The sequence below is a fragment of the Halobacterium rubrum genome (genome assembly GCF_021729015.1).
Classification (GTDB): Archaea; Halobacteriota; Halobacteria; order Halobacteriales; family Halobacteriaceae; genus Halobacterium; species Halobacterium rubrum.
Window position 1 is genome coordinate 34,636 of sequence record NZ_JAJQQZ010000001.1, and the last position, 26,770, is coordinate 61,405.

At 70.0% G+C, this 26,770-nt stretch carries 33 protein-coding genes and 1 tRNA gene; 22 read left to right on the plus strand and 12 right to left on the minus strand.

The window, feature by feature from the left end:
• Positions 1 to 15 precede the first annotated feature (15 nt).
• Positions 16 to 306 (minus strand): DUF424 domain-containing protein, encoded by a 291-nt coding sequence (locus tag LT971_RS00195; RefSeq protein ID WP_237006234.1) that lies wholly within the window; start codon positions 304 to 306, stop codon positions 16 to 18.
• A gap of 29 nt (positions 307 to 335) precedes the next feature.
• Entirely contained in the window at positions 336 to 1,133 is a 798-nt protein-coding gene (locus tag LT971_RS00200) for a tetratricopeptide repeat protein (RefSeq protein WP_237004830.1), read from the minus strand.
• 54 nt (positions 1,134 to 1,187) lie between these two features.
• On the opposite strand from LT971_RS00200, the gene thpR reads away from it, so the two are divergent.
• From thpR to ftsY, 6 genes are all read left to right on the plus strand, one after another.
• Positions 1,188 to 1,745, plus strand: coding sequence for an RNA 2',3'-cyclic phosphodiesterase (gene thpR, locus LT971_RS00205; RefSeq protein ID WP_237004832.1), 558 nt, complete (start codon positions 1,188 to 1,190; stop codon positions 1,743 to 1,745).
• Positions 1,746 to 1,819: 74 nt separating this feature from the next.
• Complete coding sequence (locus LT971_RS00210) at positions 1,820 to 1,972, plus strand: 50S ribosomal protein L39e (protein WP_237004834.1); 153 nt, start codon at positions 1,820 to 1,822, stop codon at positions 1,970 to 1,972.
• A complete protein-coding gene (locus LT971_RS00215; RefSeq protein ID WP_237004835.1) occupies positions 1,972 to 2,250 on the plus strand; it encodes a 50S ribosomal protein L31e in 279 nt (92 codons plus the stop codon). Before LT971_RS00210 ends, LT971_RS00215 begins: the two co-directional genes overlap by 1 nt.
• Before the next feature lie 5 nt (positions 2,251 to 2,255).
• Positions 2,256 to 2,921 carry a translation initiation factor IF-6 gene (locus tag LT971_RS00220; protein ID WP_237004836.1) on the plus strand — a complete coding sequence of 222 codons (666 nt, stop codon included), beginning with the start codon at positions 2,256 to 2,258 and terminating at the stop codon, positions 2,919 to 2,921.
• A 118-nt stretch (positions 2,922 to 3,039) separates the two neighbouring features.
• Positions 3,040 to 3,507, plus strand: coding sequence for a prefoldin subunit alpha (gene pfdA / locus LT971_RS00225; RefSeq protein ID WP_237004837.1), 468 nt, complete (start codon positions 3,040 to 3,042; stop codon positions 3,505 to 3,507).
• Positions 3,508 to 3,514: 7 nt separating this feature from the next.
• Positions 3,515 to 4,699 carry a signal recognition particle-docking protein FtsY gene (gene ftsY / locus LT971_RS00230; protein WP_237004838.1) on the plus strand — a complete coding sequence of 395 codons (1,185 nt, stop codon included), beginning with the start codon at positions 3,515 to 3,517 and terminating at the stop codon, positions 4,697 to 4,699.
• Positions 4,700 to 4,767: 68 nt separating this feature from the next.
• Here the strand turns inward: ftsY and LT971_RS00235 are convergent, their stop codons facing one another.
• On the minus strand, positions 4,768 to 5,202 hold the full coding sequence (locus LT971_RS00235) for a JAB/MPN domain protein-containing protein (protein WP_237004839.1): 435 nt from the start codon (positions 5,200 to 5,202) through the stop codon (positions 4,768 to 4,770).
• 145 nt (positions 5,203 to 5,347) lie between these two features.
• Here LT971_RS00235 and LT971_RS00240 point away from each other — a divergent pair, with 145 nt between their 5' ends.
• From LT971_RS00240 to LT971_RS00260, 5 genes are all read left to right on the plus strand, one after another.
• Positions 5,348 to 6,742 (plus strand): signal recognition particle protein Srp54, encoded by a 1,395-nt coding sequence (locus LT971_RS00240; RefSeq protein WP_237004840.1) that lies wholly within the window; start codon positions 5,348 to 5,350, stop codon positions 6,740 to 6,742.
• A gap of 39 nt (positions 6,743 to 6,781) precedes the next feature.
• A complete protein-coding gene (locus tag LT971_RS00245; protein ID WP_237004841.1) occupies positions 6,782 to 7,669 on the plus strand; it encodes a hypothetical protein in 888 nt (295 codons plus the stop codon).
• Between the two features lie 52 nt (positions 7,670 to 7,721).
• A complete protein-coding gene (locus LT971_RS00250; RefSeq protein ID WP_237004842.1) occupies positions 7,722 to 8,294 on the plus strand; it encodes a magnesium transporter in 573 nt (190 codons plus the stop codon).
• 3 nt (positions 8,295 to 8,297) lie between these two features.
• Positions 8,298 to 8,855 carry a magnesium transporter gene (locus LT971_RS00255; RefSeq protein WP_237004843.1) on the plus strand — a complete coding sequence of 186 codons (558 nt, stop codon included), beginning with the start codon at positions 8,298 to 8,300 and terminating at the stop codon, positions 8,853 to 8,855.
• Positions 8,856 to 8,936: 81 nt separating this feature from the next.
• On the plus strand, positions 8,937 to 9,893 hold the full coding sequence (locus LT971_RS00260; protein ID WP_237004844.1) for a hypothetical protein: 957 nt from the start codon (positions 8,937 to 8,939) through the stop codon (positions 9,891 to 9,893).
• 18 nt (positions 9,894 to 9,911) lie between these two features.
• On the opposite strand, the gene LT971_RS00265 is transcribed toward LT971_RS00260, so the two are convergent.
• From LT971_RS00265 to LT971_RS00275, 3 genes are all read right to left on the minus strand, one after another.
• Positions 9,912 to 10,253 carry a DUF2087 domain-containing protein gene (locus tag LT971_RS00265; RefSeq protein WP_237004845.1) on the minus strand — a complete coding sequence of 114 codons (342 nt, stop codon included), beginning with the start codon at positions 10,251 to 10,253 and terminating at the stop codon, positions 9,912 to 9,914.
• An 86-nt stretch (positions 10,254 to 10,339) separates the two neighbouring features.
• Positions 10,340 to 10,756 (minus strand): RNA-binding domain-containing protein, encoded by a 417-nt coding sequence (locus LT971_RS00270; RefSeq protein WP_237004846.1) that lies wholly within the window; start codon positions 10,754 to 10,756, stop codon positions 10,340 to 10,342.
• Complete coding sequence (locus LT971_RS00275; RefSeq protein ID WP_237004847.1) at positions 10,749 to 11,339, minus strand: AAA family ATPase; 591 nt, start codon at positions 11,337 to 11,339, stop codon at positions 10,749 to 10,751. Before LT971_RS00275 ends, LT971_RS00270 begins: the two co-directional genes overlap by 8 nt.
• 86 nt (positions 11,340 to 11,425) lie before the next feature.
• Between LT971_RS00275 and LT971_RS00280 the strand changes: the two genes are divergently transcribed.
• Both LT971_RS00280 and LT971_RS00285 read left to right on the plus strand, forming a co-directional pair.
• Positions 11,426 to 11,500: transfer RNA gene (locus tag LT971_RS00280), tRNA-Arg, on the plus strand.
• Positions 11,501 to 12,226: 726 nt separating this feature from the next.
• Positions 12,227 to 13,345, plus strand: a complete 1,119-nt coding sequence (locus tag LT971_RS00285) for a GNAT family N-acetyltransferase (RefSeq protein WP_237004848.1) — start codon at positions 12,227 to 12,229, stop codon at positions 13,343 to 13,345.
• Positions 13,346 to 13,470: 125 nt separating this feature from the next.
• Here LT971_RS00285 and LT971_RS00290 read toward each other — a convergent pair whose 3' ends face one another.
• Entirely contained in the window at positions 13,471 to 14,580 is a 1,110-nt protein-coding gene (locus tag LT971_RS00290) for an aminopeptidase (protein WP_237004849.1), read from the minus strand.
• A 127-nt stretch (positions 14,581 to 14,707) separates the two neighbouring features.
• On the opposite strand from LT971_RS00290, the gene LT971_RS00295 reads away from it, so the two are divergent.
• Complete coding sequence (locus LT971_RS00295) at positions 14,708 to 15,727, plus strand: threonine aldolase family protein (RefSeq protein ID WP_237004850.1); 1,020 nt, start codon at positions 14,708 to 14,710, stop codon at positions 15,725 to 15,727.
• On the opposite strand, the gene LT971_RS16335 is transcribed toward LT971_RS00295, so the two are convergent.
• Positions 15,724 to 15,855 carry a DUF7859 family protein gene (locus tag LT971_RS16335; RefSeq protein ID WP_272904595.1) on the minus strand — a complete coding sequence of 44 codons (132 nt, stop codon included), beginning with the start codon at positions 15,853 to 15,855 and terminating at the stop codon, positions 15,724 to 15,726. The two genes, LT971_RS00295 and LT971_RS16335, sit on opposite strands and share 4 nt — an antisense overlap.
• 107 nt (positions 15,856 to 15,962) lie before the next feature.
• Here LT971_RS16335 and LT971_RS00300 point away from each other — a divergent pair, with 107 nt between their 5' ends.
• Complete coding sequence (locus tag LT971_RS00300) at positions 15,963 to 16,613, plus strand: ArsR/SmtB family transcription factor (protein ID WP_237004851.1); 651 nt, start codon at positions 15,963 to 15,965, stop codon at positions 16,611 to 16,613.
• Positions 16,614 to 16,696: 83 nt separating this feature from the next.
• Here LT971_RS00300 and LT971_RS00305 read toward each other — a convergent pair whose 3' ends face one another.
• Complete coding sequence (locus LT971_RS00305; RefSeq protein WP_237004852.1) at positions 16,697 to 17,212, minus strand: metallophosphoesterase; 516 nt, start codon at positions 17,210 to 17,212, stop codon at positions 16,697 to 16,699.
• A 91-nt stretch (positions 17,213 to 17,303) separates the two neighbouring features.
• On the opposite strand from LT971_RS00305, the gene LT971_RS00310 reads away from it, so the two are divergent.
• The gene (locus LT971_RS00310; protein ID WP_237004853.1) at positions 17,304 to 18,254 is read left to right on the plus strand and encodes a cation diffusion facilitator family transporter; all 951 of its coding nucleotides are present in this window, start codon (positions 17,304 to 17,306) and stop codon (positions 18,252 to 18,254) included.
• A 104-nt stretch (positions 18,255 to 18,358) separates the two neighbouring features.
• Positions 18,359 to 18,907 (plus strand): DNA starvation/stationary phase protection protein DpsA, encoded by a 549-nt coding sequence (gene dpsA, locus LT971_RS00315; protein WP_237004854.1) that lies wholly within the window; start codon positions 18,359 to 18,361, stop codon positions 18,905 to 18,907.
• 40 nt (positions 18,908 to 18,947) lie between these two features.
• Here dpsA and LT971_RS16340 read toward each other — a convergent pair whose 3' ends face one another.
• Entirely contained in the window at positions 18,948 to 19,082 is a 135-nt protein-coding gene (locus tag LT971_RS16340; protein WP_272904596.1) for a hypothetical protein, read from the minus strand.
• 142 nt (positions 19,083 to 19,224) lie between these two features.
• Here LT971_RS16340 and LT971_RS00320 point away from each other — a divergent pair, with 142 nt between their 5' ends.
• The 3 genes from LT971_RS00320 to LT971_RS00330 all read left to right on the plus strand — a co-directional run bounded on the left by LT971_RS00320 (position 19,225) and on the right by LT971_RS00330 (position 22,651).
• Entirely contained in the window at positions 19,225 to 19,449 is a 225-nt protein-coding gene (locus tag LT971_RS00320; RefSeq protein ID WP_237004855.1) for a hypothetical protein, read from the plus strand.
• 35 nt (positions 19,450 to 19,484) lie between these two features.
• Positions 19,485 to 21,752, plus strand: coding sequence for an ATP-dependent DNA helicase (locus tag LT971_RS00325; RefSeq protein WP_272904625.1), 2,268 nt, complete (start codon positions 19,485 to 19,487; stop codon positions 21,750 to 21,752).
• Positions 21,753 to 21,814: 62 nt separating this feature from the next.
• Positions 21,815 to 22,651: an SDR family NAD(P)-dependent oxidoreductase gene (locus LT971_RS00330; RefSeq protein ID WP_237004856.1), complete on the plus strand. Its 837-nt coding sequence runs from the start codon at positions 21,815 to 21,817 to the stop codon at positions 22,649 to 22,651.
• A 30-nt stretch (positions 22,652 to 22,681) separates the two neighbouring features.
• On the opposite strand, the gene LT971_RS00335 is transcribed toward LT971_RS00330, so the two are convergent.
• Positions 22,682 to 23,209: a 2'-5' RNA ligase family protein gene (locus tag LT971_RS00335; RefSeq protein WP_237004857.1), complete on the minus strand. Its 528-nt coding sequence runs from the start codon at positions 23,207 to 23,209 to the stop codon at positions 22,682 to 22,684.
• 44 nt (positions 23,210 to 23,253) lie between these two features.
• Positions 23,254 to 23,448 (minus strand): DUF7554 family protein, encoded by a 195-nt coding sequence (locus LT971_RS00340; RefSeq protein ID WP_237004858.1) that lies wholly within the window; start codon positions 23,446 to 23,448, stop codon positions 23,254 to 23,256.
• Positions 23,449 to 23,789: 341 nt separating this feature from the next.
• Between LT971_RS00340 and LT971_RS00345 the strand changes: the two genes are divergently transcribed.
• On the plus strand, positions 23,790 to 25,043 hold the full coding sequence (locus tag LT971_RS00345; protein ID WP_237004859.1) for an argininosuccinate synthase: 1,254 nt from the start codon (positions 23,790 to 23,792) through the stop codon (positions 25,041 to 25,043).
• The gene (argH, locus tag LT971_RS00350; RefSeq protein WP_237004860.1) at positions 25,040 to 26,548 is read left to right on the plus strand and encodes an argininosuccinate lyase; all 1,509 of its coding nucleotides are present in this window, start codon (positions 25,040 to 25,042) and stop codon (positions 26,546 to 26,548) included. The genes LT971_RS00345 and argH overlap by 4 nt, the downstream gene beginning before the upstream one ends.
• Positions 26,549 to 26,770: the final 222 nt, after the last annotated feature.

Genomic DNA, 26,770 nt, shown 5'->3' on the forward strand with positions numbered 1-26,770 from the left:
CAAGAATCAGCGCCGTCAGAGCCGCACGAACTGCGCGTGGACGGTGTCCTCGAGGTCGAGGACGTTCGCCTCGTCGACGAACCCGGCGTCGATGGCGAGGTCGACGACCGCTTCCCCGACGAGGTTCCCGACGTTCGCGGCCGCCAGCGACTCGCGGACGGCCTCCGGCGAGGCCACCTCGCCGCCGTAGAACTCCTCGTTGACGGTGAACTCGAGGTCGCCGTTGTCGTAGGTCTCACCGAGCACGTCCCGGTCGCAGGCCGCGACCAGCAGCCCGCGCTCGGTCTCCCGCTCGGCCAGCACCATCGACGGCCCCGCCTCCGGCCCGGACGTCGTCATCGCTCGTCGACGAGCTCCCGCTCCTGCTCGGTCTGGATCTCCTCGGCCTGCTCGGCGACCTCGGCGGCCTCCTCGTCACGCCCCAGTCCCTCCAGCGCGCGGGACTTCTCCTCGTAGACGTCGGCCTGCTGGAAACCCAGCCGGATGGCGTTGTCGAGGGCGTCCAGCGCCTGCTCGTGGCGCGCGCGCTCGTTCTCGATGAAGCCGAGGTTGTACCACGCCTGCGGGAGGCGCTTGTCCACGCGAACCGCTTCCTCGGCGTGCTCGTAGGCCTGCTCGTCCTCGCCGTGCTCCCAGAGCGCGTACGCCAGATTCGTGTGCGCCGCCGCCTCGTGGTCGCCGTCCTCGGCGACGAACAGCGCCTCGCGGTGGGCGCCCATGGCGGCGTCCCACTCCTCCAGCTCGCCGTGCGCGATGCCCTTGTTCACCCACGCCTCCTGTTCGAGGTCCTCGTCGTCGGCGTGTCGGGCGGCGCGCTCGAAGGTCTCGGCGGCCTGCTCGTTCCGGTTGATGCCCATGTAGCTCAGGCCGACGTCGATGAGTTCGTCCGCGTCGACGTCCTCGTTGTCCACCGAGCGCTCGTCGAGGGTGTCCGCGACGACGCGGCTGTCGACGGGGTCGACCTGGTCGGGGTCGACGTCGAGCTCCGGCGGGTCGAGGTCGAAGCCCTCGTAGGGGTCGTCGAAGCCCTGCCCAGAGGAGAACTCGTGGTCGAGGTCCGCGACGTCGACGTCCTCGTCGAGCCCGTCTTCCGCGGCGGGCTCGCTGTCGGCGTCGTCGCTGCTGTCAGTCATACGGCAGGGTTGGCGAGCCGCGTGGTTAAGGCCTCCGCACCCGGACGCGTACGCATGCGGCTGTTCGTCAGTGTCGACCTCCCGGACGACCTCGCCGACGCGGTGGCGGCGGTCCAGGACCGGTTCGCGGACGCCGACGGCCTCCGGTACACCGACCCCGGACAGGCCCACGTCACGCTGAAGTTCCTCGGTGACGTCCCCGACTCCCGCGCCGACGAACTCGCCGGCGCGCTCGACGCGGCGGTCGCAGACGCCGACGTCGAGCCGTTCGACGCGAGCTTCGAGGGGCTGGGTGTCTTCCCGAGCCTCGACTACATCTCGGTGGTGTGGCTCGGCGTCGGCGAGGGCAGCGAGGCGCTCGCGGCGCTCCACGAGGCCGTCGAGTCCGAGTTCGTGAGCCAGGGCTTCGACCCCGAAAGCCACGACTTCACGCCGCACGTCACGCTCGCCCGCATGGAGCACGGCGGCGGCAAACAGCTCGTCCAGAACGTCGTCTCCGAAGAGCACCCGGCGGTCGGGACGGTCCGCATCGAGGACATCAGGCTGACCGAGAGCACACTCACCGACGACGGCCCGGTGTACGAGACCGTCCACGCGACCGACCTCGGCTGACGGCCGCGAACGGCCGCCGACGGCGCCGACAGAAGAACAACGTTTTAACGACGGCGGTGGTACTCGCGTCCACTATGGGTAAGAAGTCGAAGGCCTCGAAGAAGCGGCTGGCCAAGCTGGAGCGCCAGAACAGCCGCGTCCCCGCGTGGGTCATGATGAAGACGAACCGCGAAGTCCAGCGCAACCCGAAGCGCCGCAACTGGCGGCGTAACGACACCGACGAATAATGAGCGCCAGCGACTTCGAGGAGCGCATCGTGACGGTGCCGCTCCGCGACGTGACGAAGGTCCCGAGCCACGAGCGCGCCGGCGAGGCGATGCAGATCGTCCGCCAGCACCTCGCCAAGCACTTCGCCGTCGACGAGGACGAGGTCCGCATCGACCCGTCCATCAACGACGCCATCTGGGAGTCCGGCAACAACAGCCCGCCCCGGAAGCTCCGCGTACACGCGGCCCGCTTCGTCGAGGACGGCGAGACGGTCGTGGAAGCAGAGTACGAAGGCTGAGAAGCTTGCTACGCGCTGCGTTCCACGGTTCCTCGTACGTCGGCGTGTTCGCTCGCGCCACCGATAGCTGCCTGCTCGTCCGACCGGACCTCGAAGACGACCTCGTCGACGACCTCGCGGCTGAACTCGACGTGCCCGCAGTCGAGACGACGGTCGGCGGGTCGTCGACCGTCGGGTCGCTGGCCGCCGGGAACAGCAACGGCGTGCTCGTGAGCAACCGCGTTCGAGACCGGGAGCGCGACCGTATCGAGGACGAGGCCGACGTCACCGTCGGCGAACTCCCCGGCGAAATCAACGCCGCCGGGAACGTCGTCGTCGCAAACGACGAGGGCGCGTACGTCGCCAGCGAGCTCGACGACGACGCCGTCGCGGCCGTCGAAGAGACGCTGGACGTCCCCGTGACGCGCGGCCAGCTCGCGGGCGTCGACACCGTCGGGACGGCCGCCGTCGCGACGAACGACGGCGTGCTCTGTCACCCGAAGGCGACGGACACGGAGCTCGACCGCATCGAGGACGCGCTCGACGCGTACGCCGACGTCGGCACCGTGAACTACGGCGCGCCGCTGGTCGGCTCCGGACTGGTCGCGAACGCCAGCGGCTACGTCGTCGGCGACGACACCACTGGCCCCGAACTCGGCCGCATCGAGGACGCGCTCGGCTACATCGACTGACCGGCTCGACACACCGGCGTTCAAGACGGCCGTCTCGCAGCTTCTCTCTCCCGTTTGTCTTCTCGGTTCGAGTCCCCGAGTAGGAAGATACTTCCCGCTCGCAGCCGGACTCAATGACATGAGTCTTGGAGGCGGCGGTCAACAGCAGCTGCAGCAGTTGTCACAGGAAATTGAGGCCATCGAGGAGGAAATCGAGGAGCTCGAGGCGGACGTCCAGGACCTCCGCGACGAGCAGACCGAGATCGAGGAGGCCAAGGAGGCCCTCGACGTGCTCGAGACCGGTTCCACGGTGCAGGTGCCCCTGGGCGGCGACGCGTACGTTCGCGCCGAAGTCGAGGACATCGACGAGGTCGTCGTGAGCCTCGGTGGCGGCTACGCCGCCGAGCAGGACGCCGAGGACGCCGTCGACGTGCTCGACGAGAAGAAAGAGACCATCGACGAGCGCATCGAGGACGTGGAGGACGAGATCTCGGAGCTCGGCGACGAGGCCGACCAGCTCGAACAGCAGGCACAGCAGGCCCAGCAACAGATGATGCAACAGCAGATGCAGGCCCAGGAGCAGCAGCAGCCGCAGGGCGACGAGTAAGGTCAGCATGTTCGACGGGCTGAAGGACAAACTCTCGAACTTCCGGGAGGACGCCGAGGAGGTCGCCGAGGAGAACGCCGAGGAGCTCGACGACCCCGAGGCGGCCGAGGAAGCGGAGGACGCAGCGGCGTCGGAGGCGGACGCAGCCGCCGGCGACGACGCAGTCAGTGACTCGCCAGCGGCCGCTGCGTCCGGCGGCGCGCAGTCGGGTGCAGCCGTCGACACTGCGAGCGCCGAAGCCGCCGAGACTGACGACAGCGGCGACGGCGACGGCGGCGACGGCGAGGAGGAGTCTTCAGCCGGGTTCGTGAGTCGGGCGGCGTCGATGGCGCGCGGCCGCGTCGTCATCGACGAGGAAGACCTCGACGGGCCGCTGCGCGACCTGGAGTTCGCGCTTCTCGAGAGCGACGTGGAGATGAGCGTCGCCGAGGAGATCCTCGACCAGATCCGCGACGACCTCGTCGGCGAGGAGCGGAAGTTCACGGAGTCGACGGGTGCGCTCGTCGAGGACGCGCTCCGGGACGCCCTCCTGTCGGTCATCGACGTCGGGCAGTTCGACTTCCTCGAGACCATCGCAGCCAGCGAGAAGCCCGTCACCGTCGTGTTCACGGGCGTCAACGGCGTCGGGAAGACGACGTCCATCGCGAAGGTCGCCGAGTACCTCGAACAGCGCGGGTTCTCGGCGGTGCTGGCGAACGGCGACACGTACCGCGCCGGCGCGAACCAGCAGATCCAGGAGCACGCCGACAACCTCGGGCTGAAGTGCATCAGCCACGAGCAGGGCGGCGACCCGACGGCGGTCGTCTACGATGCCGTGGAGTACGCCGAGGCCAACGACATCGACGTGGTGCTGGGCGACACGGCCGGCCGGCTGCACACCAGCGACGACCTGATGAGCCAGCTCGAGAAGCTCGACCGCGTCGTCGACCCCGACCTCACCATCTTCGTGGACGAGGCGGTCGCGGGGCAGGACGCGGTGAACCGCGCCAGCGAGTTCGACGACGCGTCCAGCATCGACGGCACGATTCTGACGATGGCGGACGCCGACAGTCAGGGCGGCGCCGCCATCTCCGTCTCGCACGTCACCGGGAAGCCGATTCTCTTCCTGGGGACCGGGCAGGGGTACGACGACCTCCAGCCGTTCGATCCGGAGGAGCTCGTCGACGACCTGCTCGCCGACGACGACGACTGAGGCGGGCGGCTTCTCTCTCCCGGCTTCCTCGAACGCCGAGTACTAGCGGCAGCAACGGCGGGCCCGTGTTACGGCGCGTCGGCTGCTGGCGCTTCGGCGTCGACGAGCACGAGGTCGCGGCGGGTGCCGCTGCGGTCGTGCGCGCGGACGTCACTCGCGTCCCACGGCGGGATGCCGACGAGCAACTGGGCGTGGAGGTCGTCGGTGACGGTGACGTCGGGGTTGCCGTCGGGGTGGGAGACGAACCGGCCGGCTGTCTGGCCGGTGGGCGCGGCGAGGTCGACGCCGAACACGCGCGTGAGGGCGTCGCCGGCGTCCGGGAAGTAGAAGTCCGAGAGCACGCGCGTGTCGGGGTCGAGGCCGATAGTACCGTCGCCGTCGCTGGCCTCGAGGTCGCCCGCGCGGGTCGCTGCGAGGCGGACCGAGACCGACCCGGGGTCGGCGTCGGCCGCGAGTTCGCACAGCACGTCGACGAGTGCGCGAGTCGCGTAGACGGGTGCCACGCGTCCACGTAGGGCGTGGTCCCGGTTGAGCGTTCCCCCTGTGCGAGCCGGTAGCAGGGGCGGCCGCGAGCCTCGCGTCGGCCGGTCTCGGCGCCGTCGCGTGGAACAAGGCTCTTAGGGGGCGGTCGCGTAGCTGCTGGCAATCATGGTACTCGACGACCTCGGGAGTTCTCTGCGGGGCACACTCGACACGCTCCGCGGGAAGTCCCGCATCTCCGAGGAGGACGTCGACGAGGTCGTCAAGGAGATTCAGCGCTCCTTGCTGCAGGCCGACGTCGACGTGAGCCTCGTGATGGACCTCTCCGACTCCATCAAGGAGCGGTCCCTCGACGAGGAGCCGCCGGGCGGGACGAGCGCTCGCGACCACGTGCTCCGCATCGTCTACGAGGAGCTCGTGGACCTCGTCGGCGACTCGACGACCATCCCCCTCGAGGAACAGACCATCATGCTCGCCGGCCTGCAGGGGTCGGGGAAGACGACGACGGCGGCGAAGATGGCGTGGTGGTTCTCGAAGAAGGGGCTGCGGCCGGCAGTCATCCAGACGGACACGTTCCGCCCGGGCGCCTACGACCAGGCCGAGCAGATGGCCGAGCGCGCCGAGGTGGAGTTCTACGGCGACCCGGACAGCGACGACCCGGTCCAGATCGCCCGCGAGGGCCTCGAAGCCACGGCCGACGCCGACGTCCACATCGTGGACACCGCCGGTCGCCACGCCCTCGAGGACGACCTCATCGCCGAGATCGAGGAGATCGAGGAGACCGTCGACCCGGACCGGAGCCTGCTGGTGCTGGACGCCGCCATCGGGCAGGGCGCGAAAGACCAGGCCCAGCAGTTCGACGAGTCCATCGGCATCGACGGCGTCGCCATCACGAAACTCGACGGCACGGCGAAGGGTGGTGGGGCGCTGACCGCCGTCGACGAGACCGGGTCGACCATCGCGTTCCTCGGGACCGGCGAGACGGTCCAGGACATCGAGCGCTTCGAGCCCGACTCCTTCATCTCCCGGCTGCTCGGGATGGGGGACCTCAAGCAGCTCACCGAGCGCGTCGAGCGCGCGATGGAGGAGACCCAGGAGGACGAGGACTGGGACCCCGAGGACCTCATGAAGGGGGAGTTCACGCTCCACGACATGAAAAAGCAGATGCAGGCGATGGACAACATGGGGCCCCTCGACCAGGTGATGGACATGATTCCGGGGATGGGCGGCGGCGGCCTGATGGACGAACTCCCGGACGACGCGATGGACGTCACCCAGGAGCGCATGCGGAACTTCGAGGTCGTCATGGACTCGATGACCGAAGAAGAGATGGCCAACCCCCGCTCGATCGGTGCCTCGCAGGTCAAGCGCATCGCGAAGGGGTCGGGGCAGCCCGAGGACCGCGTCCGCGAGCTGCTCGACCAGCACAAGATGATGGCCCAGACCATGAAGCAGTTCCAGGGGATGGGCGACGGCGACATGCAGCGCATGATGAAGCAGATGCAACAGCAGGGCGGCGGCGGCGGTGGCGGCGGTGGCGGCGGGTTCGGCGGCATGTTCTAGGCGAAGACGTTAACACCCGCCCCGCGAAACGTCGCGTGAATGCGTCACAGGGGGACCGGGGAGTCGGTCACCGGCGTGGTCCGCGGCGTCGAGCGCGTTCCGGCCAGTGAAGTGGCCGACGACGTGCGCTTCGACGCCACGCACGCCGTCGTGCTCGCCGTCGACACTGGCGACCGGCGGGTGCGTGCGCTCGAAGCGTGGCCGAGCGGCGGCCACTCGTCGAGCCGGCTGGCCCGCGTGCTGGACGCGGTCGGCCGCGGCGTGGACGGCCCGCGTGCCCTGACCGGCGAGACGGTCGTCGTCGAGCACCGCGACGACGTCCACCGGGTGGCCGTCTCGGCCACCGAAGCCCACCACGCGACGGACCCCGGGGAGCGCCACCACTCGCACTCGCTGCTGGAGCTCGGCGTCGGCGCCGGCGTGCTCGCCGGGTTCGCCGCCGCGCTGGCCGTGCTCACCGGAGCGGGCGCAGTCGGTGCAGGGCTCGCACTCGTCGCAGCCGCCGTCCTCCCGGTCTCGCTGTGGCTGGACGCGCGCCGCACCGCCATCGGCGGCTGGTCGCCGCGCGCGACGCCGTGGGCGGTCGGCGGCATCGTCCCGGTGCTGAACGTCGCCGTGGCGGTCGCCTACCTCGCGCGGAAGACCGTCGCCATCGACGGCGAGGGCGCGACGACCGTCTGGCGGGACGTCCTGTACGGCGTCGTCGGCGCGTTCGGCGTCGCGCTCGCGCTCGCGGCCGTCGACCTGACGGCGCCGGTCGCCGCCGCGGTGGCGGTGCACGCGTGGCTCCTCGCCCCGCTTGCGGTCTACCTCGACCTCGGGAGTAGCCGCCACGGCGGCCGCTGCCCGAGCCGGGCGCCCTGGGTCGCCGGCGCAGCGGTCGTCGGCGGGGCGGGCGCGCTTGTCTACCTCCTCAAGACAGCCTGACCCGGACACGCGGCGACGAGGTTTTTTCCACGGGGGCTGCGTCGTCGTCGGCATGAGCGTTCGCCGCGTCGCCGTCGACGCCTACCGGGAGGCAGCGCCGGCGCTGGCGGCGAGCGTCGTCGGCGGCCTGTTCGCGGGCGCCGTACTGGGCGGGATGCGCGCCCAGCTCCGGGCCGTCGAGGGGCTGCTGGTGCTGGTGCCGGCGCTGCTGGCGACCCGCGGGAACGTCTACGGCGCGTTCGGCGCGCGGCTCGCCACCGGCCTCCACCAGGGTGTCGTGGAACCGCGCGTGGACGTCGGCGACCGGCGGCTGCGGGCGGGGGTCGCCGCCGCGATGGGCAACGGCCTCCTGGCCAGCGGGTTCGCGGCCGTCGTGGCGTTCGTCGTGCTCGCCGTGCTCGGGCGGCCGGTGGCGGGGCTCGGGACCCTGGTCGCCGTCGCACTGATCGCAGGGCTGCTTTCGGGCATCGCGCTCACCGTGGCCGTGGTCGCGGTCGTGTTCGCGGGCTACCGACGGGGCCACAACCCCGACACCATCGTCGGCCCGCTGGTGACGACGACCGGTGACGTGTTCGGGCTGGCGTTCCTCGTGCTGGCGGTGCGCGTCGTCGTGGGGGGCGTCTGAGCCGTGCACCGCGAGTGGACCGTCGCCGCCATCACGCGCGCGACGCTGCCCGTCCTGCTCGCGCTCACCGTCGTCGAGGTCGGCAGCGGGCTCGTCCTCGGCAGTTTCGAGGCGACACTCCTCCGGTACCCCTCGCTGCTGGTGCTCGTCCCGGTCACCATCGGGACGGCGGGGAACCTCGGCAGCATCCTCGCCTCGCGGCTGTCGACGGCGTTCCACCTCGGCACGCTCTCGTTCGACCCCGCCGACGACGACCTCGCCGGGAACGTCGTCGCGACGGTCACGCTCGCCGTGACGCTGTTCCCCGTCGTCGGCGCGGGCGCGTGGCTGCTGGCTGCCGTCACGGGCGGCGCCATCCTGTCGCCGGGGACAGTCGTCGCCGTCGCCGCCGTCTCGGGCGCCGCGCTCGCCGTGCTCGCGGTCGCCGTCACGCTCGCCGCGACGTACGCCGCCTACCGCTTCGAGCTCGACCCCGACGACGTCGTCATCCCGGTCGTCACGAACGTCTGCGACGTGCTCGGCGTGCTCGTGCTGTTCGGCGCCGTCCAGCTGCTCGTCTGAGCCGGCGGCCCGACCGCTCCCCGCGACGCAGGCACGACCGGAACCGACACCAGTAACCCGGACTGGGTCCAACCACGGCCCGTGCAACTCGGGGCGCTGCTCGCCGAAGTCGGCCCACGTGTAGCGGTCGTCTCGGTCGCCATCGCAGTCGGCCTGACGCTCGCGAACCTCGCGGTCTCGTTCGGCGCGGTCCGGTACGTCGCCGGGCTCGCCCGCCCACTCACGGGTCCCGCGAACCTCCCGGACGCCGTCGGCACCGCCATCCTCGCGACCACGGCGTCGCCGACGGCGGGCTACGGGATGCTCAAGGAGTACCGGGACGCCGGCGTGCTCGACGACCGCGCCACCCTGATCGCCGTCACCGTCAACACCTTCTTCGGGTTCGTCCAGCACATCTTCACGTTCTACGCGCCGGTGTTGATTCCGATTCTCGGCCTCAGGGTCGGGCTCATGTACGTCGGTGCGCGCGCTGCGGTGAGCCTCGGCATCACACTCGCCGGCATCCTCGCCGGCGCGCTCCTCCTCACCGAGGCAAACGTCAACCCCGGCGGCGACGCCGACGTCGACCTCCCCGGCGACGGCGAGGACGCCACGCGCCGGGAGTCCGTCCGGAACGCCCTCGAGAAGACCGCCGGGAAGCTGAAGACCCTCGTCCCCCGGCTCGCCGTCGTCTACGCCATCGTCGTCTACCTCACGGAGACCTACGACGTCACTGCACTCACTGCGGCCGCCGACCCGCTCACGTCGCTGCTCGGGCTCCCCGGGGCCGCCGTCCCCGCCATCGCAACGTTCGCCGTCGACACTACCACGGGCGCCATCTTCATCGCCCCACAGGTCCCGGGCGCGTTCACCGCCGAGGAAGCCGTCGCCACGATGCTCGTCGGCGGCATCGTCTCCTTCGCCGTCTCCACGTTCAAGCGCTCCATCCCCTTCCAGTACGGCATCTGGGGCGCGCGCTTCGGCTCGAAGGTCATCGCCGTCAACGTCGCCACGAAAGTCGTGTTCATCGGTGTCGCCATCGCCGTGCTCCTGCTCTGACCCGACCAGTCAGGTCGACTACTCGAGCACGCCGACGTCCCGGGCGTGGCGCTCCAGCCGGGTTCGCTCGCGCACCTCGGCTTCTGAGAGTTCGCGCTTGACGACCGTGTACTCGTTCGTCGTGTTGTCGTAGTGGACGTACCCGAAGTTCACGAGCTCGCGCCGGACCGTCACGTGGTCTCCGAAGTGCTCGCCCAGCGTCGCGTTCACCTCGGCCTTGCTGTACGTCTCCCCGACCTCGAACTCGTCGAGCAGTTCCTCCAGGACGACGAGTTTCAGGGCGTCGTTGCCGGGAAGCGAGTCCGCTTCGACGCGCGTCTCGAAGAACTCGCGCCAGTCCCGGTCGAAAGAGAGTGCCATACGCTGCGCAGGCCCACCGGGACGGTGTGTTTTGGGGTGGTCTGTGGAGTGCCAGCACACCCACCCGACGCTCGCTGGCGGGGGCGCTACGGCTCCTCCAGCGGCTCGCCGTCCTCGGTCCGGGGCGCGAAGTAGTCGACGAACTGCTGGACGTCGGGCTCGTGGACGGTCACCTCGACGTGGAGGTCGCCGAGCTCGTCGGGGTTCCCGACGGCGAAGTTCACCGTGTCGTTGAACGCCGCCTGCTTCTTCAGGTCGAAGCTGAACCCGGAGTCGGTCTGGTTCGCCTGGAACTGCTTGCGGGCCGTGTCGAGGATGCGCTGCTCGAACAGCTGCTGGCGGAACGACTCCACCGTGTGCGTCTCCGCGACCACCCGGCTGCCCTGCGTCTCGACGTCGACGCCCGGGAACAGGTTCCGGATGGCGTCGGCCACCCGGTCCTCGAGTTCTGTCGGGTTCACCGGCGCCGTCACGCGCACGTCGACGCTGTACGCGTCAGTCATCGCTCTCGTTCACCCCCGTCTTCGCCTCCGCTTCCTCGTCGACGTGCTCGCCAGTCAGGAGGTCGCGGAACGCCCCGTGGAACGCCTCCAGTGTCCCCGCGTTCTTGATGCGGACGTCGGCCAGCTCGATGGCGTCCTCCATCCCGAAGCCCTTCTCTCGCTCCTCGCGGGCTTCGAGGGATTCGCCGTCGGTGTCCCCGGGTCGGTTTCGGCTCTCGATGCGTTCCTTCCGGAGTTCCCGGGGCGCGTACACGTGTACGAGCGTGAAGTCCTCCCCGAAGGCCTCCCGGAACGTCTCCACTTCGACGTCGGACCGGATACCGTCCACGAGCACCGTGTCGCTGTCCGCGAGGTGGTCCTCGATGATCGGCAGCGACCGCTGCGCGATGGCGCCCGGACCGTTCTCCTCCCGGAGCGCCTGCGCGATGCGGCCGTGGTGCTGGGCCGGGTCCAGCCCCCGGTCCCGGCACTCCTGGCGAATCACGTCGCCCATGATGAGGACGGGGACGCCGGCCTCCTCGGCCACTGTCGCGGCCTCGCTCTTCCCGGAGCCCGGCATTCCCACGGTCCCGATGACTCTCATTAGGGGAACCCTCGGCCGGCGGCTACGAGTGTGTGTCGGTTCGATACCCGGCGGTTTTTACTCCCGCCCACGTTACCTCGGCTTGCGGGCACGTAGCTCAGTTCGGACAGAGCGTTCGGCTTCTAACCGAAATGTCGGGGGTTCGAATCCCCTCGTGCCCGTATTCTGTCGCGAGCGAACGCGAGCGACGAATCGGGTGAGGGGTTCGAACCCTGGAAGTCGCAGCGACCGAGCGAAGCGAGGTCGACCGTCTTCCACCGGTTCGAATCCCCTCGTGCCCGTACAGCGAGGAGCAGACCGACGAGCGAACCGGCACGGAGCGCCCGCTAGCACGGCCAACGGGGCCGGTCGTTCCGCTCGGCTCACAAGTTGCCACGCAAAAAACTCCTCGCTCAGTCGCTGTGCTCTTTCACGGTGAGTCGCGCTCGCTTCGCTCGCGCGAACGCGCTGACAGCACTGCAACCACCCAGTTCCGTCTTCAGCAGCACCAGTCGGTGCGAGCTATCGGTCCGGGCGATGCCGGCGCTGTCCTACATCAGCTGCTGGACTTCCTCGAAGTCCGAGCGACAGAAGGGACAGCAGTAGCTCGTCTCGAAGCCGGTCGTCTGTGCGACTGTCTGCGTTTCGAGTTCGTGCATCGCAATATCGCGACCACAGTCCGGACAATCGAGCTTGGGCACGTGACAGCGTTACTCACGCCCGTGACTTAAAATATAGTGCGGTACACGTTAGCACGCCAGCGGTTCTCAGGCTCGTTATCGCACGGTATCCACCGATACTCCGAGCACGGGCCGAGCCGGCCGCGGCATACGCTTTGTGGCGAGCTGGCCCGCACAGCCGCTGTTACCGCAGGACTAACAATTTCGCCGTCGTCCCTCGCTGCCAGCATGAGCAGTGAGGAACTCCAGGAGGCCGGGTACACCATCGAGCCGTTCGACGCCGCCACCGACGTCGAGGAGTTCCTCGCCCTCCACGGCCACATCTTCGACCCCGACCACGACCGCGAGTGGTTCGCGTGGAAGTACGCGGACAACCCCTACGTCGACCACCTCCCCATCCTCGTCGCCAGAGAGCGCGGCGACCTCGTCGGCGCCCGACCGTTCTTCGCACTGGACGTGTTCGTCGACGGCCAGCGCCACCTCGCGCTCCAGCCCGGCGACACGATGGTCCACCCCGACCACCGCCGCCAGGGGCTGTTCACCCGGATGACGGAGGCAGCCATCGAGCGCTACACCGACGGCGAGCCGAGCTGCTTCTTCAACTTCCCGAACGGGCAGTCCGGCCCCGGCTACCTCAAGCTCGGCTGGGAGCGCGTCCGGGAGAAACCCACCTACTACCGGATTCAGGACTCGAACGCGGTCGGCCTCGGCGGCGACGACGGCTCCGGGGGCGCACTGGCGGGGCTGGCGGGCGGCGTGGCGCAGCCGCTCCTCGACGGCTACAACCGACTCAGGGCCGCCCGCCTCGGCGGAGGCGGCAGCGACGTGACCGTCACGCGCCACGAGGACGTTCCGGCGTCGGTGCTGGCGGCCATCGACAGCGAGCCCTCCTCGGGCGGCATCCACGTCGCCCGCGACGAGCAGTTCTACGAGTGGCGCTTCGGCAACCCCGAGTGGGAGTACGCGGCCTACGTCGCCGAGGTCCGGGGCGGCCCCGTCGCCGGCATGATCGCCGGGACCTCGGTCGGTGCCGGCGAGACGACCACGAAAGTGACCGATGTCACACCGCTCCCCCCGGAACTGGACGACCGGGTCCTCAAAGCCCTGCTCGCCCGGCTCGTCGCCGACTACGCCGACTCGGACGTGCTCGCCGCACCCCCGATTCTCCCCCGGTCGACGATGCGCGCGGCCGGCTTCCACGGCGACGACCGCCCCCCGCTGTCTCTGCAGGCCAGCCGGACCACGCACGTCGTCCGAACGCTCACCGGCGACTGGACGCTCGACGGCGTCGACCTCACCGACGCGGACAGCTGGCGGCTCACCTTCGCCGAACACGACACGAGCTAGGCGGCGAAATCCGTCGACAGAACAGCGCTCCAGTGGGCTCGCGGCTCACTCCGTTCGCCGCTCGCCATTTCCGCGGTTCTCACTCGCTACGCTCGCTCCGAATCGCGCTCTCCTTCCGAGCCACGCTATCCTTCGAATCCGTCCTCGAACCGGAACGTCCCGTCGCGCTGGACGATTTCGCCGTCGACCTCGATGAACGAGTCCTCGCTCATGTCGACGATCATGTCGACGTGCTTGGCCGACTCGTTCTGTTCGACGTCCTCGCCGACCGTCGCGGGGTACGCGCGACCCAGCGCCATGTGGACGGTGTCGCCCATCTTCTCGTCGAACAGCATGTTGTACGTGAACTGGTCGATGTCCCGGTTCATCCCGATGCCCAGCTCGCCCAGCCGTCGGGCGCCGTCGTCCGTGTTCAGGATGCCCGCGAGGACGTCCTCGTTCTGGTCGGCCGCGAAGTCCACGACCTCGCCGTCCTCGAACTCGAGGTACGCGCCCTGAATCTCGCGGGCCTGGTGGTAGACCGGCTTGTCGAACAGCACTTCGCCCTCCACCGAGTCGGGGACGGGCGCCGTGAACACCTCGCCCGCGGGGAGGTTGTTCGAGCCGGAGTCGTTCAGCGTCGTCATGTCCGCGACGCTCATCGTCACGTCGGTCGTGTCGCCGGAGACGATGCGCACCTCCTCGGCGGGGTCGAGAATCTCGACCATCTGGGCCTGGTGGGCTTCGACGGCGTCCCAGTCCTTGTTCATCGCCTCGTAGACGAACTCCTCGTAGGCCTCGGTGGACATGCCGGCGAGCTGGGCGTCGGCGGGCGCCGGGTAGTGCGTGAGACACCACTTCGTGGACAGCCGCGAGTCGAGGACGTTCCGGTAGGCGGCGGCGAACGCCGAGCCCGTCTCCGTCGAGACGTCGCTCTGCTCGCTGACGTTCTCGTGGGGCCGGGCGACGATGGCGGCGTCGGCGTGCTCGAACAGCTGCAGGAGGTGCTCGGGCTCCGAGATGTCGTCGGCGTCGACCGCGCGGAGGTACGCGCGAGCGGCGCGGTCCGTCCCGATGCCGCGGTCGCCGCGCGCCAGCATCACGGGGTTGGCGCCGACCTTCCCGATCTCCTCGTAGAGGGCGACGCGGAGGTCCTCGGCGACCGGCGGCATGCTCACCACGACGTTCTCGTCGGGCTGGAGGTCGATGCATCGGTCGACGATGATCTCCGCGTGGGTCCGAATCCGGGGGTCCATGGGCTTGAGTGATGCCAACGGACGGTTGGCTTTTTCGGAACGCCCCCGTCGGCCACACCGCCGCCTGCTCTGCCGGCTGGCCGGCGGGCCGGTCGCACTTTTGGGTCTGGAGTGTGGACGTCCACCCGTGATAGACCTTCGCAGCGACACGGTCACGACGCCGAGCGACGCGATGCGGACGGCCGCCGCGGACGCCGACGTCGGCGACGATGTCTACGGCGAGGACCCGAGCGTGAACGAGCTCGAAGCGGCGGCCGCCGACGCCGTCGGGATGGAGGCCGCGCTGTACGTGCCGTCGGGGACGATGGGCAACCAGATCGCCGCCCGGGTCCACACCGAGCGTGGCCAGGAGGCGCTCGTGGAGCGCGAGAGTCACGTCTACAAGTGGGAGCTCGGCGGGTTCGCCCAGCACGCCGAACTCCAGGTGCGTACCTTCGAGGGCGGCGAGAACGGCTGTCCGGCGCCCGAGCGGATACGGGACGGCTACGTCGAGGAAGACCTCCACCGGCCGGGGACGGGACTGGTGTGTCTGGAGAACACCCACAACTCGAAGGGCGGGACGGCGGTGCCGGCCGACGAGTTCGCGGCGGCCGCGGAGGCCGCCCACGGCCTCGACGTTCCGGTGCACGTCGACGGGGCGCGCGTGTTCAACGCGGCGACTGCGCTCGGCGTCGACCCCGCCGACCTGCTGGCGCCCGTCGATTCGGTGATGTTCTGCCTGTCGAAGGGGCTGGGCGCGCCGGTCGGGTCGGTGCTGGCGGGCAGCGAGTCGTTCGTCGAGGAAGCCCGCCGGGTGCGGAAGCTGTTCGGCGGCGGGATGCGGCAGGCGGGGATGATCGCTGCGCCGGGCGTGCTCGCGCTGGAGAACCGCCACCGGCTCGACGAGGACCACGAGAACGCGCGGCGGCTCGCGGCGGACCTCGACGCGCTGCCGGGGCTGTCCGTCGACGAGCCGGACACGAACATCGTACTCGTGGACACGAGTGACGCCGGCATGACGGCCGCGGCGTTCCTCGCCGGCTGCGAGGACGAGGGCGTGCTCGGCTCGGAGTTCGGCGACTACACGGTCCGGTTCTGCACGCACCTCGACGTCGACGGCGCGGACGTCGCCGACGCCGTCGCGGCCGTCGAGCGCGTCGTCGCCTAGTTGCCTTTGCCGTCCTCGAAGCCCTCGCGGAACCCCGCGAACGTGCGGCGGATGAGCAGGAACATGAAGAACACGAACAGGAGGACGGCGGCGGCGAGGACGTAGAACACGGGGCCGAGTTCGACCATGTGGGTGGCAACCACGGGCGTGACAATAGGGGTTTCGGGTTCCCGGGGCGTGTGAGGCCGCGCGAGTAACGACAAAATTCATTGTAGTTTGGTGATAATGGGGTGTTATGTCTGGTCTCCTGCCCTCGACGTCGGAGGTCGCGGCGCCCGACGGCGACCCGCGGGTCGTCGGCGTCGACTCCGACGACGCTGACCGCCTGCTGTCGGCGCTGTCCTCGGGCACGGCCCGCGACCTCTACGCCGCCCTCCACGACGACCCGGCGACCCCCTCCGAGCTCGCCGAGGACGTCGACACCTCCCTCCAGAACGCCCAGTACCACCTCGAGAACCTCGAGGACGCCGAGCTCATCGAGGAGTGCGACACGAAGTACTCCGCGAAGGGCCGGGAGATGAGCGTGTACGCGCCCATCGACGCGCCCGTCGTGCTGTTCGCGGGCAGCGAGGAAGACGGCGAGAGCGTCCAGTCGGCACTGACGAGCCTCCTCGGCGCCGTGAGCGTGCTCGGCGTGGCGAGCGTGGTCGTGCAGCGCGTGTTCGGCGACGGACTATCGGCGCCGGGCGCGGCGTCCGGCGGGAGCGAGGTCGGTACGGCGACCGGCCAGCACTCGGCGCTCGTCGCCGAGGGCGGCGAGACGGCCGGCGCCGCAGCGCAGGCCGCCAGTCAGGGCGCCGGTGGGCTGCCGGTCGGGCTGCTGTTCTTCCTCGGCGGGCTGCTGGTGGTCGGACTGCTCGCCGTCGCGTGGTTCGCCGGTAAGTAAAACGCCAGTTTGAGTGTGCGTCGCCTTATTGATAGCGGCTCCCGTACCGGATGGTACAGGCCGCTGCGGCCTGCCCCCTGACGCTACCGGCCCTCCACACGGAACTCCCGAAGCACCCGCCCGTCGCGGGCCCGGAGCTCCCCCCGCACGCCGCCGCGGTCCGTCGACCGCAACTCGGCGTGTGCCGCCGGGTTCCCGCGCGGGTCGGCGTGGCTCCCCGGATTCAACAGGACCGCGTCGTCGGTCGTTTTCACTGCCGGTGTGTGCGTGTGCCCCGACACGACGAGGTCTGCGTCGCGCTCCCGCCCGAACAGCGACAGCCCCATCTCGCCGCCGTCCTGTCGGTGGGTGACTGCGACGCGGAGCCCGGCGACGTCGACCGTGCGGGCCGGCGGGAGCCGGTCGCGGACGGCCGGGCTGTCGGCGTTCCCGTGGACGGCGTGCAGGCGGTCGGCGGCGTCGTGGAAGGCGTCGAGGGCGGTCTCAGTGGTGAAGTCGCCGGCGTGGACGACGGCGTCGGCCGTCTCGACCGCTTCGCGGGCGCGGCCGGCGAGCGCGTGTCCGTCCTCGCTGTGGGTGTCCGAGAGTACGGCAATCACGCGTCCGCCTAGTCGGCGGGGGGTCCTCAGGCTTGTGCCGGGGGCGCTCGTGTCGGGGCTTCTTTACGGGGTACGCGCGAACGACGTTGACATGGCTGGCAGCAAGTCCGTCGTGCTCGCGGCGCTCGTCGCGAACGGCGCGATTGCGGTGTTGAAGTTCCTCGGGTTCCTCGTGACGGCGAGCCCGGCGATGCTCTCCGAGACGTACCACTCGGTGTCCGATACCGGCAACCAGGTGTTCCTGCTGGTCGGGCTGCGGTACGGCGAGAAGGACGCGACCCGCGACCACCCCTTCGGGTACGGGAAGGCGCAGTTCTTCTACTCGTTTCTGGTGAGCGTGATGCTGTTCGGCATCGCCGGCTGGGAGGCGCTGAAACACGGCTACCACGCGGTCACGCACGGCGAGGCCGCCATCGCGAGTCAGGCGTCCCTGCTGGGGTTCCAGTTCCCGGGCGTGTGGGTGAACTACGTCGTGCTCGTGAGCGCCATCGGGTTCGAGAGCTACGCGTTCGTGAAGGCGTACCAGGAGACGCGCCGGCAGATGGACCGCCACGGCTGGGAGACGCTGCGGGAGATGTTCCGGCGGACGAGCGACACGACGACGCTGACGGCGCTGACCGAGGACACGGTGGCGCTGCTGGGACTGGTGTTGGCGCTGGGCGGCATCCTCCTCACGCAGTACACCGGGAATCCGTTCTACGACGCGATGTCGGCGCTGCTCATCGGCGTCCTCCTGATGGTGTTCGCGGTGGCGCTGGCGTGGGAGAACAAGCGTCTGCTGCTGGGGGAGAGCCTGCCGGCCGTCGACGAGCGCGAGCTCCGGGCGGTCGTGGCGTCGTCGACGGGTGTGACCGAGATCGTGGGCTTTCGGACCGTCTACTTCGGGCCGAACGAGGTCGTGGTGACCGCCGACGTGGCGTTCGAGGAGGGGATGCCGACTGGGGAGGTCGACGACGCGATCACCGCCATCGAGGCGGCGCTCCGGGAGGCGAACCCGTCGGTGTCGAAGGTGTACGTGGAGCCCGAGTCGACGCCGGCGTAACCCGGCACCGAACACGTTAGTGCAAAGATTGTTTTTGGAAAAGCAAATTGATTTTCAGGACAGCGGCAACCTTTAAGTGTGGGGCGGACCAACGTGTAGTTGTTATGAGCACCCAGAAGAACGTACTCGCGACCGCCGGCGAGGTCAAAGGGTCCGACGCGCTGCGGATGGACGCCGAGCGAGCCGAACAGGTCGTCGACGCGCTGAACGCCGACCTCGCGGACGCCTACGTCCTCTACCACCAGCTGAAGAAGCACCACTGGAACGTCGAGGGCGCCGAGTTCCGCGACCTCCACCTGTTCCTCGGCGACGCCGCCGGAACGGTCGAGGAGATCACGGACGAGCTCGCGGAGCGCGTGCAGGCGCTGGGCGGCGTGCCCCACGCAAGCGCCGCGACGCTCCAGTCCGAGGCGTCCGTCGAGCCCGAAGACGAGGACGTCTACGACATCCGGACGTCGCTGGCCAACGACATGGAGATGTACGGGGACGTCATCGAAGCGACCCGCGAGCACGTCGAGCTGGCGGAGAACCTCGGCGACCACGCGACTGCCCAGCTGCTCCGCGAGGGGCTCGTCGAGCTCGAGGACGACGCCCACCACATCGAGCACTACCTGGAGGACGACACGCTCGTCACCCAGGGCACGATGGAGTAGGGCCGCGAGTCCGCGGGGAGAATCTACCGCTGTTTTTCGACTAGCGTTCGACGTCGACCGTGAGGTCCGTGGAGAGCCAGCCGTCCGGGTTGCCGTCCTCGGTGAACACGGTTCTGTCCGGGGAGGAGCGCAGCGCCGTGACGCCGTCCTCGTCGTCGTCCTGCGCGAGTGCCATTACTGCCTCGTAGGCGGCGAGGGTGGCTTATGTGTTTTGGTCGGCCTAAACCGTCGGGACTACGCCCGGGTACCGGTGATTGTTACCGGCACCCACATTTAAGACCAGTAACTTCGAACCGAACTCGTGTAGGTTACAAAACATGGTGGCGGACATCGACACAAGCCTGCTCGGACGGGACGTATCGTTCACGCTGGCCGAACCGTGGCTGGCGTACTGGCTCGTCGTCATGCGGTTCGCCGTCGGGTGGTGGCTGCTGCACGCCGGCATGGACAAGCTGTTCAACTGGCCGTTCGACGCCAGCTGGTTCGTCGGCGGCGCCGCCGCCCCTCCCGAGGCGGAGGTTTATACGGCGTGCCGGTCATAACCTCGGACAACGTGGCCGCCAGCGACGCCGACTACATGCAGTTCTTCCCGAAGCCGTCGCCGTACGACAACCAGCGGGCGGCGATGGACGAGATCCGGGACGCGCTCGACGGCGGCCGAGACGTTCTCTTCGAGGGCGCCTGCGGGACGGGCAAGACGCTCGCGGCGCTCGCGCCGGCCCTGGCGCACGCACAGGCCGAGGACAAGACCGTCGTCATCACGACGAACGTCCACCAGCAGATGCGCCAGTTCGTCCGGGAGGCCCGCGAGATCCACGACGCCGAGCCCATCCGTGCGGTCGTGTTCAAGGGCAAGGGGTCGATGTGCCACATCGACGTCGACTACGAGGAGTGCCAGGTGCTCCGGGACAACACCCACGAGCTCGTGGACGCCGAGCGCGACAAGCGCCAGCTGGAGGAACGCCAGCGCGCGCTCCTCGACGAGGCGCAGGCCGGCGACAGCGAGGCCGCCGACGCCCGGCAGGCCGTGATGGACGAACTCGAAGCCGTCGAGGACGAGCTCGACGACCTCGAGGACGGCAACGTCTGCGAGCGCTACTACGAGAACCTCGTCGGGGACAACGACGAGTTCTACCAGTGGCTGTACGACGGCGTCCGGACGCCCGAGGACATCTACGACTACGCCGAGGAGGCGGGGCTGTGCGGGTACGAACTCCTCAAGGACGGCATCGAGGGCGTCGACCTCGCGGTCTGCAACTACCACCACCTGCTGGACCCCGGGATTCGCGCGCAGTTCTTCCGCTGGCTCGGCCGCGACCCCGAGGACGTCGTGGTGGTCTTCGACGAGGCGCACAACGTCGAGGACGCCGCCCGCGACCACGCCGCCGAGACGCTCACCGAGCACACTCTGGACAGCGCGCTCGACGAACTCGAGGAGACGAGCGACCCCCGGGCGGAGGCGGCCGAGCGCGTGCTCGGGGCGTTCCGGGACGCGCTCGTCGAGACCTGCGAGGACTCCTTCGGGCCGGGCGGGAAGGGGCCGACGCGCGCGAAGTCCGAGGTCGGCTCCAACTGGGAGGACGTCCCCGTGGCGAACGACGACCGGCGGGACGACCTCACACTCTCCTTTCTCCAGTCGTACACCGGCCCGGGCATCAACGAGGACGTCACCGACGCGCTCGGGCTCGGCGACTATCTGGACGAGGAGTACGAGGACGCCTACCGGAACGGCGACGCGACGACCCGCCGTGACTGCCACGTGCTCGCCGCCGCCGAGTTCGTGGAGGCGTACGTCGAGCGCGGCGGCGAGTTCGGCCAGTACCCGACGGCGGCGGTGCGCCGCGACGACCGCACCGGCGACGTGTACGGTCGCGCGGAGCTGTACACCTGCATCCCCCGGGAGGTGACGACGGACCTCTTCGACGCCGTGCACGCGAGCGTCCTGATGAGTGCGACGCTCCGTCCGTTCGACGTCGTCGGCGACGTGCTGGGGCTGGAGGACCCAGTCGAGCTGGCGTTCGGCCTCCAGTTCCCCGAACAGCGCAGGCGGACGTTCGCCGTCGACACCGAGCCGCTGTTCTCCTCGAACCGCGAGGACCCCGCGACCCAGCAGGCGGTCGCCGACGCGCTCAGGGACGCGATGCGGTTCACGCCCGGGAACTGCCTGTTCTTCTTCCCGAGCTACGCCGAGGCCGAACGCTACCACGACTTGGTGGGCGAGGCGCCACGCGCCTCGGAATCGTCGAGCGGGCGGGGCCCGCGAGACGGCGGCGTCGACGGCAACACCCGCTACCTCGACGAGCCCGGCGTGGCGGCCGAGGACCTCCGCCAGGAGTTCGTCGCCGACCGCAGCGGCGCGCTGTTCACGTCGCTGTGGGGGACGCTCGCCGAGGGCGTGAGCTTCGACGGCGACGACGCCCGCACCGTCGCGGTCGTCGGCGTCCCCTACCCCCACCTCGACGCCCGGGCCGAGGCAGTCCAGGACGCCTACGCGACGGCGTTCGCCGACCGCGACGAGAAGGGCGGCGACGGCGGTGGCCGGCGTCGCCGGGGCAGCGGGGACGCCGGCTGGCGGTACGCCGTCGAGATTCCGACCGTGCGCAAGACCCGGCAGGCGATGGGCCGCGTCATCCGCTCCCCCGAGGACTTCGGCGTCCGGATGCTCGTCGACCGCCGGTACACGGCCGCCAGCCGCACCGGGATGCGGAAGTACTCCGTGAACGCGACGTTCCCGCCCGAGGAGCGCGCCGAGATGGTCGACGTCGACCCGGAGAAGCTGCGGTTCTCGCTGTTGAACTTCTACGGTGACATGGAGGCCTACGACGGCGACCCGCCGTCGCCCTGACTGGCGGCCGCCGGGCCGGTGCCCCGAGTACGCTTATCAGCCGGCCGCGAGAACGGCGAGCCGTGACAGACACTGGATCGGCGGGGACGGCGCTCGTCACGGGCGCGTCCAGCGGTATCGGCCGAGAGCTCGCGGACGTGATTGCGGCCGACGGCTACGACGTCGTCGTCACCGCGCGACGCGAACAGCGGCTGCGCGAGGTCGCCGACCGCGTCGAGCGCGAGCACGGCGTCGACGCCACCGTCGTCGCACAGGACCTCGCAGCGGCGGGCGGCGCCCGGGCGCTGTACGACGCCGTCGCGGCCGCCGGCATCGAGGCCGTGGACGTGCTCGCGAACAACGCCGGCGTCCCCGTCTACGGGGACTTCACGGAGACCGACTGGGCGGACGAACGCCGGATGCTCCGGCTGAACGTCGAGGCCGCGACCGAACTCGCGAAGCTGTACGCTCCAGAGATGGTCGGCCGGGCAGGAAGCAACAGCGGCGGCGGCGGTGGTCCGGACCCGGCCATCCTGAACACGGCGTCGCTGGCGTCGCTGTTCCCGATTCCGGGGAAGGCGGTGTACGCCGGGTCGAAGGCCTACCTGCTGTCGTTCTCGAGGGCGCTCGCCCACGAACTCGAGGACGACGGCGTGACGGTGACGGCCGTGTGTCCGGGCGCCGTCGAGACGGAGTACGCCACCCGGGGGGACGTCGAGGAGAGCGAGACGATGTCCGGCATCACCAGCGACCCGCGGTCCGTGGCCGAGGCCGCCTGGGCGGGCGTGCGGGACGGCGACCGCATCGTGTTCCCGTCGGCGTTCGCCAGCTACGGCGGACAGGCGGTACGGGTGCTGCCGCGGAAGGCGGTCACGAAACTCGGCGAGCGCACCGTCGAGGACGGGGCGTCGTGGCTCTGAACGGGGCCGAACCCGCAGCCGGCACCACTGTCACGCCGGCAGCGAGAGCGTGTCGACGCGCTCGCCGTACTCGGCGTCGTAGAGGTAGAGTTCGTCGATGGTCCACGTGACGGGGCCGACCTGGCGGCCGTCGATGGCGTCGACGGCGCGTCGGCCCTGGAAGCCGCTGGCGTCCCGCGCGAGCGTAACGTGGGGGTCGTAGTCGTCGCCGCCCTCCATCACGGGGACGGGGTCGAACACCGAGCAGAGCCGCTCGTGGAGGCGGTGGATGCCGGGGCTCTCGACGGCGAGGTAGACGACCGGGCTGGAGCCGTTCGGGGGGTTCTCGAAGGTGTCGACTTCCGAGACGCGTGCTTCGACGACGGGCGCGCCGTCGAGGGCGTCCTGGGCGGTCTGCCACGCCGTCCGCAGTTCCTTGCGGTCGTCGGCGGGCACGCGCTTGACGAGCAGCGTCTGCTCGTGGCGCTGCCGGACCCGGTCGAACTCGGTGAGCGCGGGCCGGAGGTCGGCGGCGACCTCGTTCACGGCCGCCGGAACCGGCGCGTTCACGCTGTACACGCCCGTCTGTCGGGCGCGGAGCGTGAAAGCCCTGACGTTGTGGCCTAGATCTCGTCGAGCAGCCACAGGACGATGAGCGCGACGACCACCAGTCCGATGAACGGCCGCGCGATGCCGAGGACCGCGGCGAGCGCGCCGACGAACGCCTCGAGGACTTCGAGTGCCAGCCACACGACGACCAGCACGAGGACGAGTTTCAGCAGGCTGTCCGTGTCGAGTGCGCCGCGTGCCCGTGACATGGCCACCGGTTGCCACACGACGGACAATAGCCTGCTGGCCATCGTGTGACACCGTGGCAGGCAACGCTTAAGCCAGTGCGTGCATTTCTCGCAGGTACGATGACGCCGCCGGCTCCCACCAGCGCGCGCTCGCCGCTGTCCACCGGGAGCCGCGCGACCGCCCCACAGCCGGCGGTCGCCGACGACGACCCAGCAGGGCGCTCCGCGGTGGGCGCCGCCAGCGTGTCGCGACGACGACGACCGGGGTCCCCCTGACCCCTACTAGCTTCTCTCCCCAGACCCCCCTCGTCGTCCGTCGCACCGCCGTTCGACCGCCACGACACGCTACACACACCACCCACATGCCATCAGGAACCGTCGCGCTCGCCTTCTCGGGCGGGCTCGACACGACAGTCTGCGTCCCGCTGCTGAAAGAAGAGTACGGCTACGACGACGTCGTCGGCGTCACCGTCGACGTCGGCCAGCCCGACTCGGAGTTCGCCGAAGCCCACGAGACCGCCGAGGCGCTCGGCGTCGAGCACCACGTCGTCGACGCGAAGGCCGAGTTCGCCGACCTGTGTTTCGACGCCGTGCAGGCCGGCGCGACCTACCAGGGCTACCCGCTGGGCACCGCCCTCGCGCGCCCGGTCATCGCCGAGGCCATCCTCGACGTCGCCGAAAGCGAGGGCTGTACGGCGCTCGCGCACGGCTGCACGGGGAAGGGCAACGACCAGTTGCGCTTCGAGGCCGTCTGGCGCGCCAGCGACCTCGACGTGCTCGCGCCGGTCCGCGAACTCGGGCTGACCCGCGAGTGGGAGATCGACTACGCCGACGAGAAGGGGCTGCCCGTCGAGGCCGGCAACGAGGGCGAGTGGAGCATCGACACGAACCTCTGGAGCCGCTCGATCGAGGGCGGCCAGCTCGAGGACCCGGGCTACCAGCCCCCCGAGGACATCTACGACTGGACCGACGCGCCGAGTGACGAGACCGAGACCGTCGACATCACGTTCGAGGCCGGTGAGCCGGTCGCCGTCGACGGGTCGGCGATGGAGCCGGTGCCCCTCATCGAGTACCTGAACGACCTCGCCGGGAGCTACGGCGTCGGCCGCACGGACATGATGGAGGACCGCATGCTCGGGCTGAAGGTCCGCGAGAACTACGAGCACCCGGCCGCGACCACGCTCCTCGCGGCACACGAGGCACTGGAAGGGCTCGTCCTGACGAAAGACGAGCGCGACTTCACCGAGGACGTGAGCCAGCAGTGGGCCCAGAAGGCCTACGAGGGGCTCGTCGACCACCCGCTGATGGACGCCCTGAACGGCTACTTCGCCGAGACCCAGTCGAAGGTCACCGGCACGGTCACCATCAAGTTCGAGGGCGGGCAGGCCCGTCCGGTCGCCCGCGAGAGCGAACACGCCGTCTACTCGGCGGCCGCCGCCTCCTTCGACACGGAGACCGTGAACGGCATCGAGCAGGCCGACGCCACCGGCGTCGCGAAGTACCACGGCTTCCAGTCCCGTCTGGCGAACGCCAGCAAGCCCGAACTGAAGACCGACGGCGGCCCGGGCGGTGAGGCGGGCGCTGGAGTAACCGAGGACGGGGCGAGCGACGAATGAGCGGCGGGGGAGAGGGCGACGCAGCGGGCGGCGACGCCGGCGACAGCGATGGCGCCGACGACCACAGCGGCGACACGGTGGTCCGCCGCGACCGTTTCAGCGGCGGCCCCGCGCGCTCGTTCCTCTCCTCGATGGACGCCGACGGCCGCATCTTCGCCGCCGACCTCGCGGTGGACCGCGCGCACGTCGTGATGCTCGCCGAGCAGGGAATCGTCGACGACGACGAGGCCGCGACCATCCTGGACGCGCTCGCCGACGTCGAGCAGGCGGGCTTCGACGCCCTGCCCGACGGCGAGGACGTCCACGAGGCCATCGAGACAGCCGTCGTGGACCAGGTGGGCAGCGTCGGCGGGAAGATGCACACCGCGCGCTCCCGCAACGACGAGGTCGCGGCCTGCATCCGGTACCGCCTGCGCGAGGACCTGCTGGACGCAGTCGAGGCGGTGCTGGCGCTGCGCGGCGCGCTCGCCGACGTGGCCGAGGCGGAGGCCGACACCGTGATGCCCGGGTTCACGCACCTCCAGCCCGCCCAGCCCACGACCGTCGCGCACTGGGCGCTCTCCTACGAGGGGACGCTCGCCCGCGACACCGGCCGGCTGCTGGACGCCTACGACCGCGTCGACGAGTCGCCGCTCGGCGCGGCGGCGTTCGCCGGCACCACGTTCGACGTGGACCGCGAGCGCACGGCCGACCTGCTGGGGTTCGACGGCGTCGTGACGAACGCGACCGACGCCGCCGCGAGCCGCGACTTCCTGCTGGAGGCCGTGGCCGCGCTGTCGTCGGTCGCCGTGACGTGCTCGGGGCTGGCCGAGGACGTGGTGTTCTTCGCCAACCGGGGGTTCGTCGACGTGAGCGACGACTACGCCTCGACGTCCTCCATCATGCCCCAGAAGAAGAACCCGGACACGATGGAGCTGGTGCGCGCGACCGCCGGCGACGCGCTCGGCGCCTACCAGGGCCTCGCGACGACGCTGAAGGGGCTGCCCCGCGCCTACAACCGCGACCTGCAGCGCGCGACCGGCCACGCGTGGACGGCCGCCGACAGCGTGACGAGCGCCGTCGAGGTGGCTGCGGGCGCCGTCGCGACGGCCGACTGGCCCGCCGAGGACCTCGAAGCCGCCGCCGGCGAGGGGTTCTCGACGGCGACGGGCGTCGCGGACGCGCTCGCAGCGGCGGGGCTGCCGTTCCGCACCGCGCACGAAATAGTTGCTCTGGCTGCGGAGAAAGGTGCCGACCTCGACACCGTCGACACCGCCGCCCAGGAGGTCACGGGCGAGTCGCTGTCGGACCTCGTGGACCCCGAACTCGTGGCCACGGCGCTCGACCCCGTGGAGAGCGTCGCGCAGCGCGACTCGGTCGGCGGTCCCGCTCCTGCAGCCGTGCAGGCGGCACTGGGCGACGTGCTGGACGGCATCGACGCCGACGAGGCGACTGTCGCAGACGAGCGCGAGGCGCTGGCCGACGCCGCCGACGACCTCGCCGCGGAGGTGGCCACGTATGTCTGAGGCGCTCGGGCTGGCGTGTTCTCGCGTGTGCCGTGCACCGGCAGCCGCGCGACCGCGACGACCGCCCCGACGAGGGGCAAACAGACACATATCTTACACGACTATCGGTTCCGCTTGTTCGTCTTCTTCGGCGTTCTCGCTCCGTTAGCTGGCCGTACAGTTATTGTCAGTTTCTAAATAAGTTCGATTAATTTAAGTAGTTAGACGGGGTAGCGACGGGTG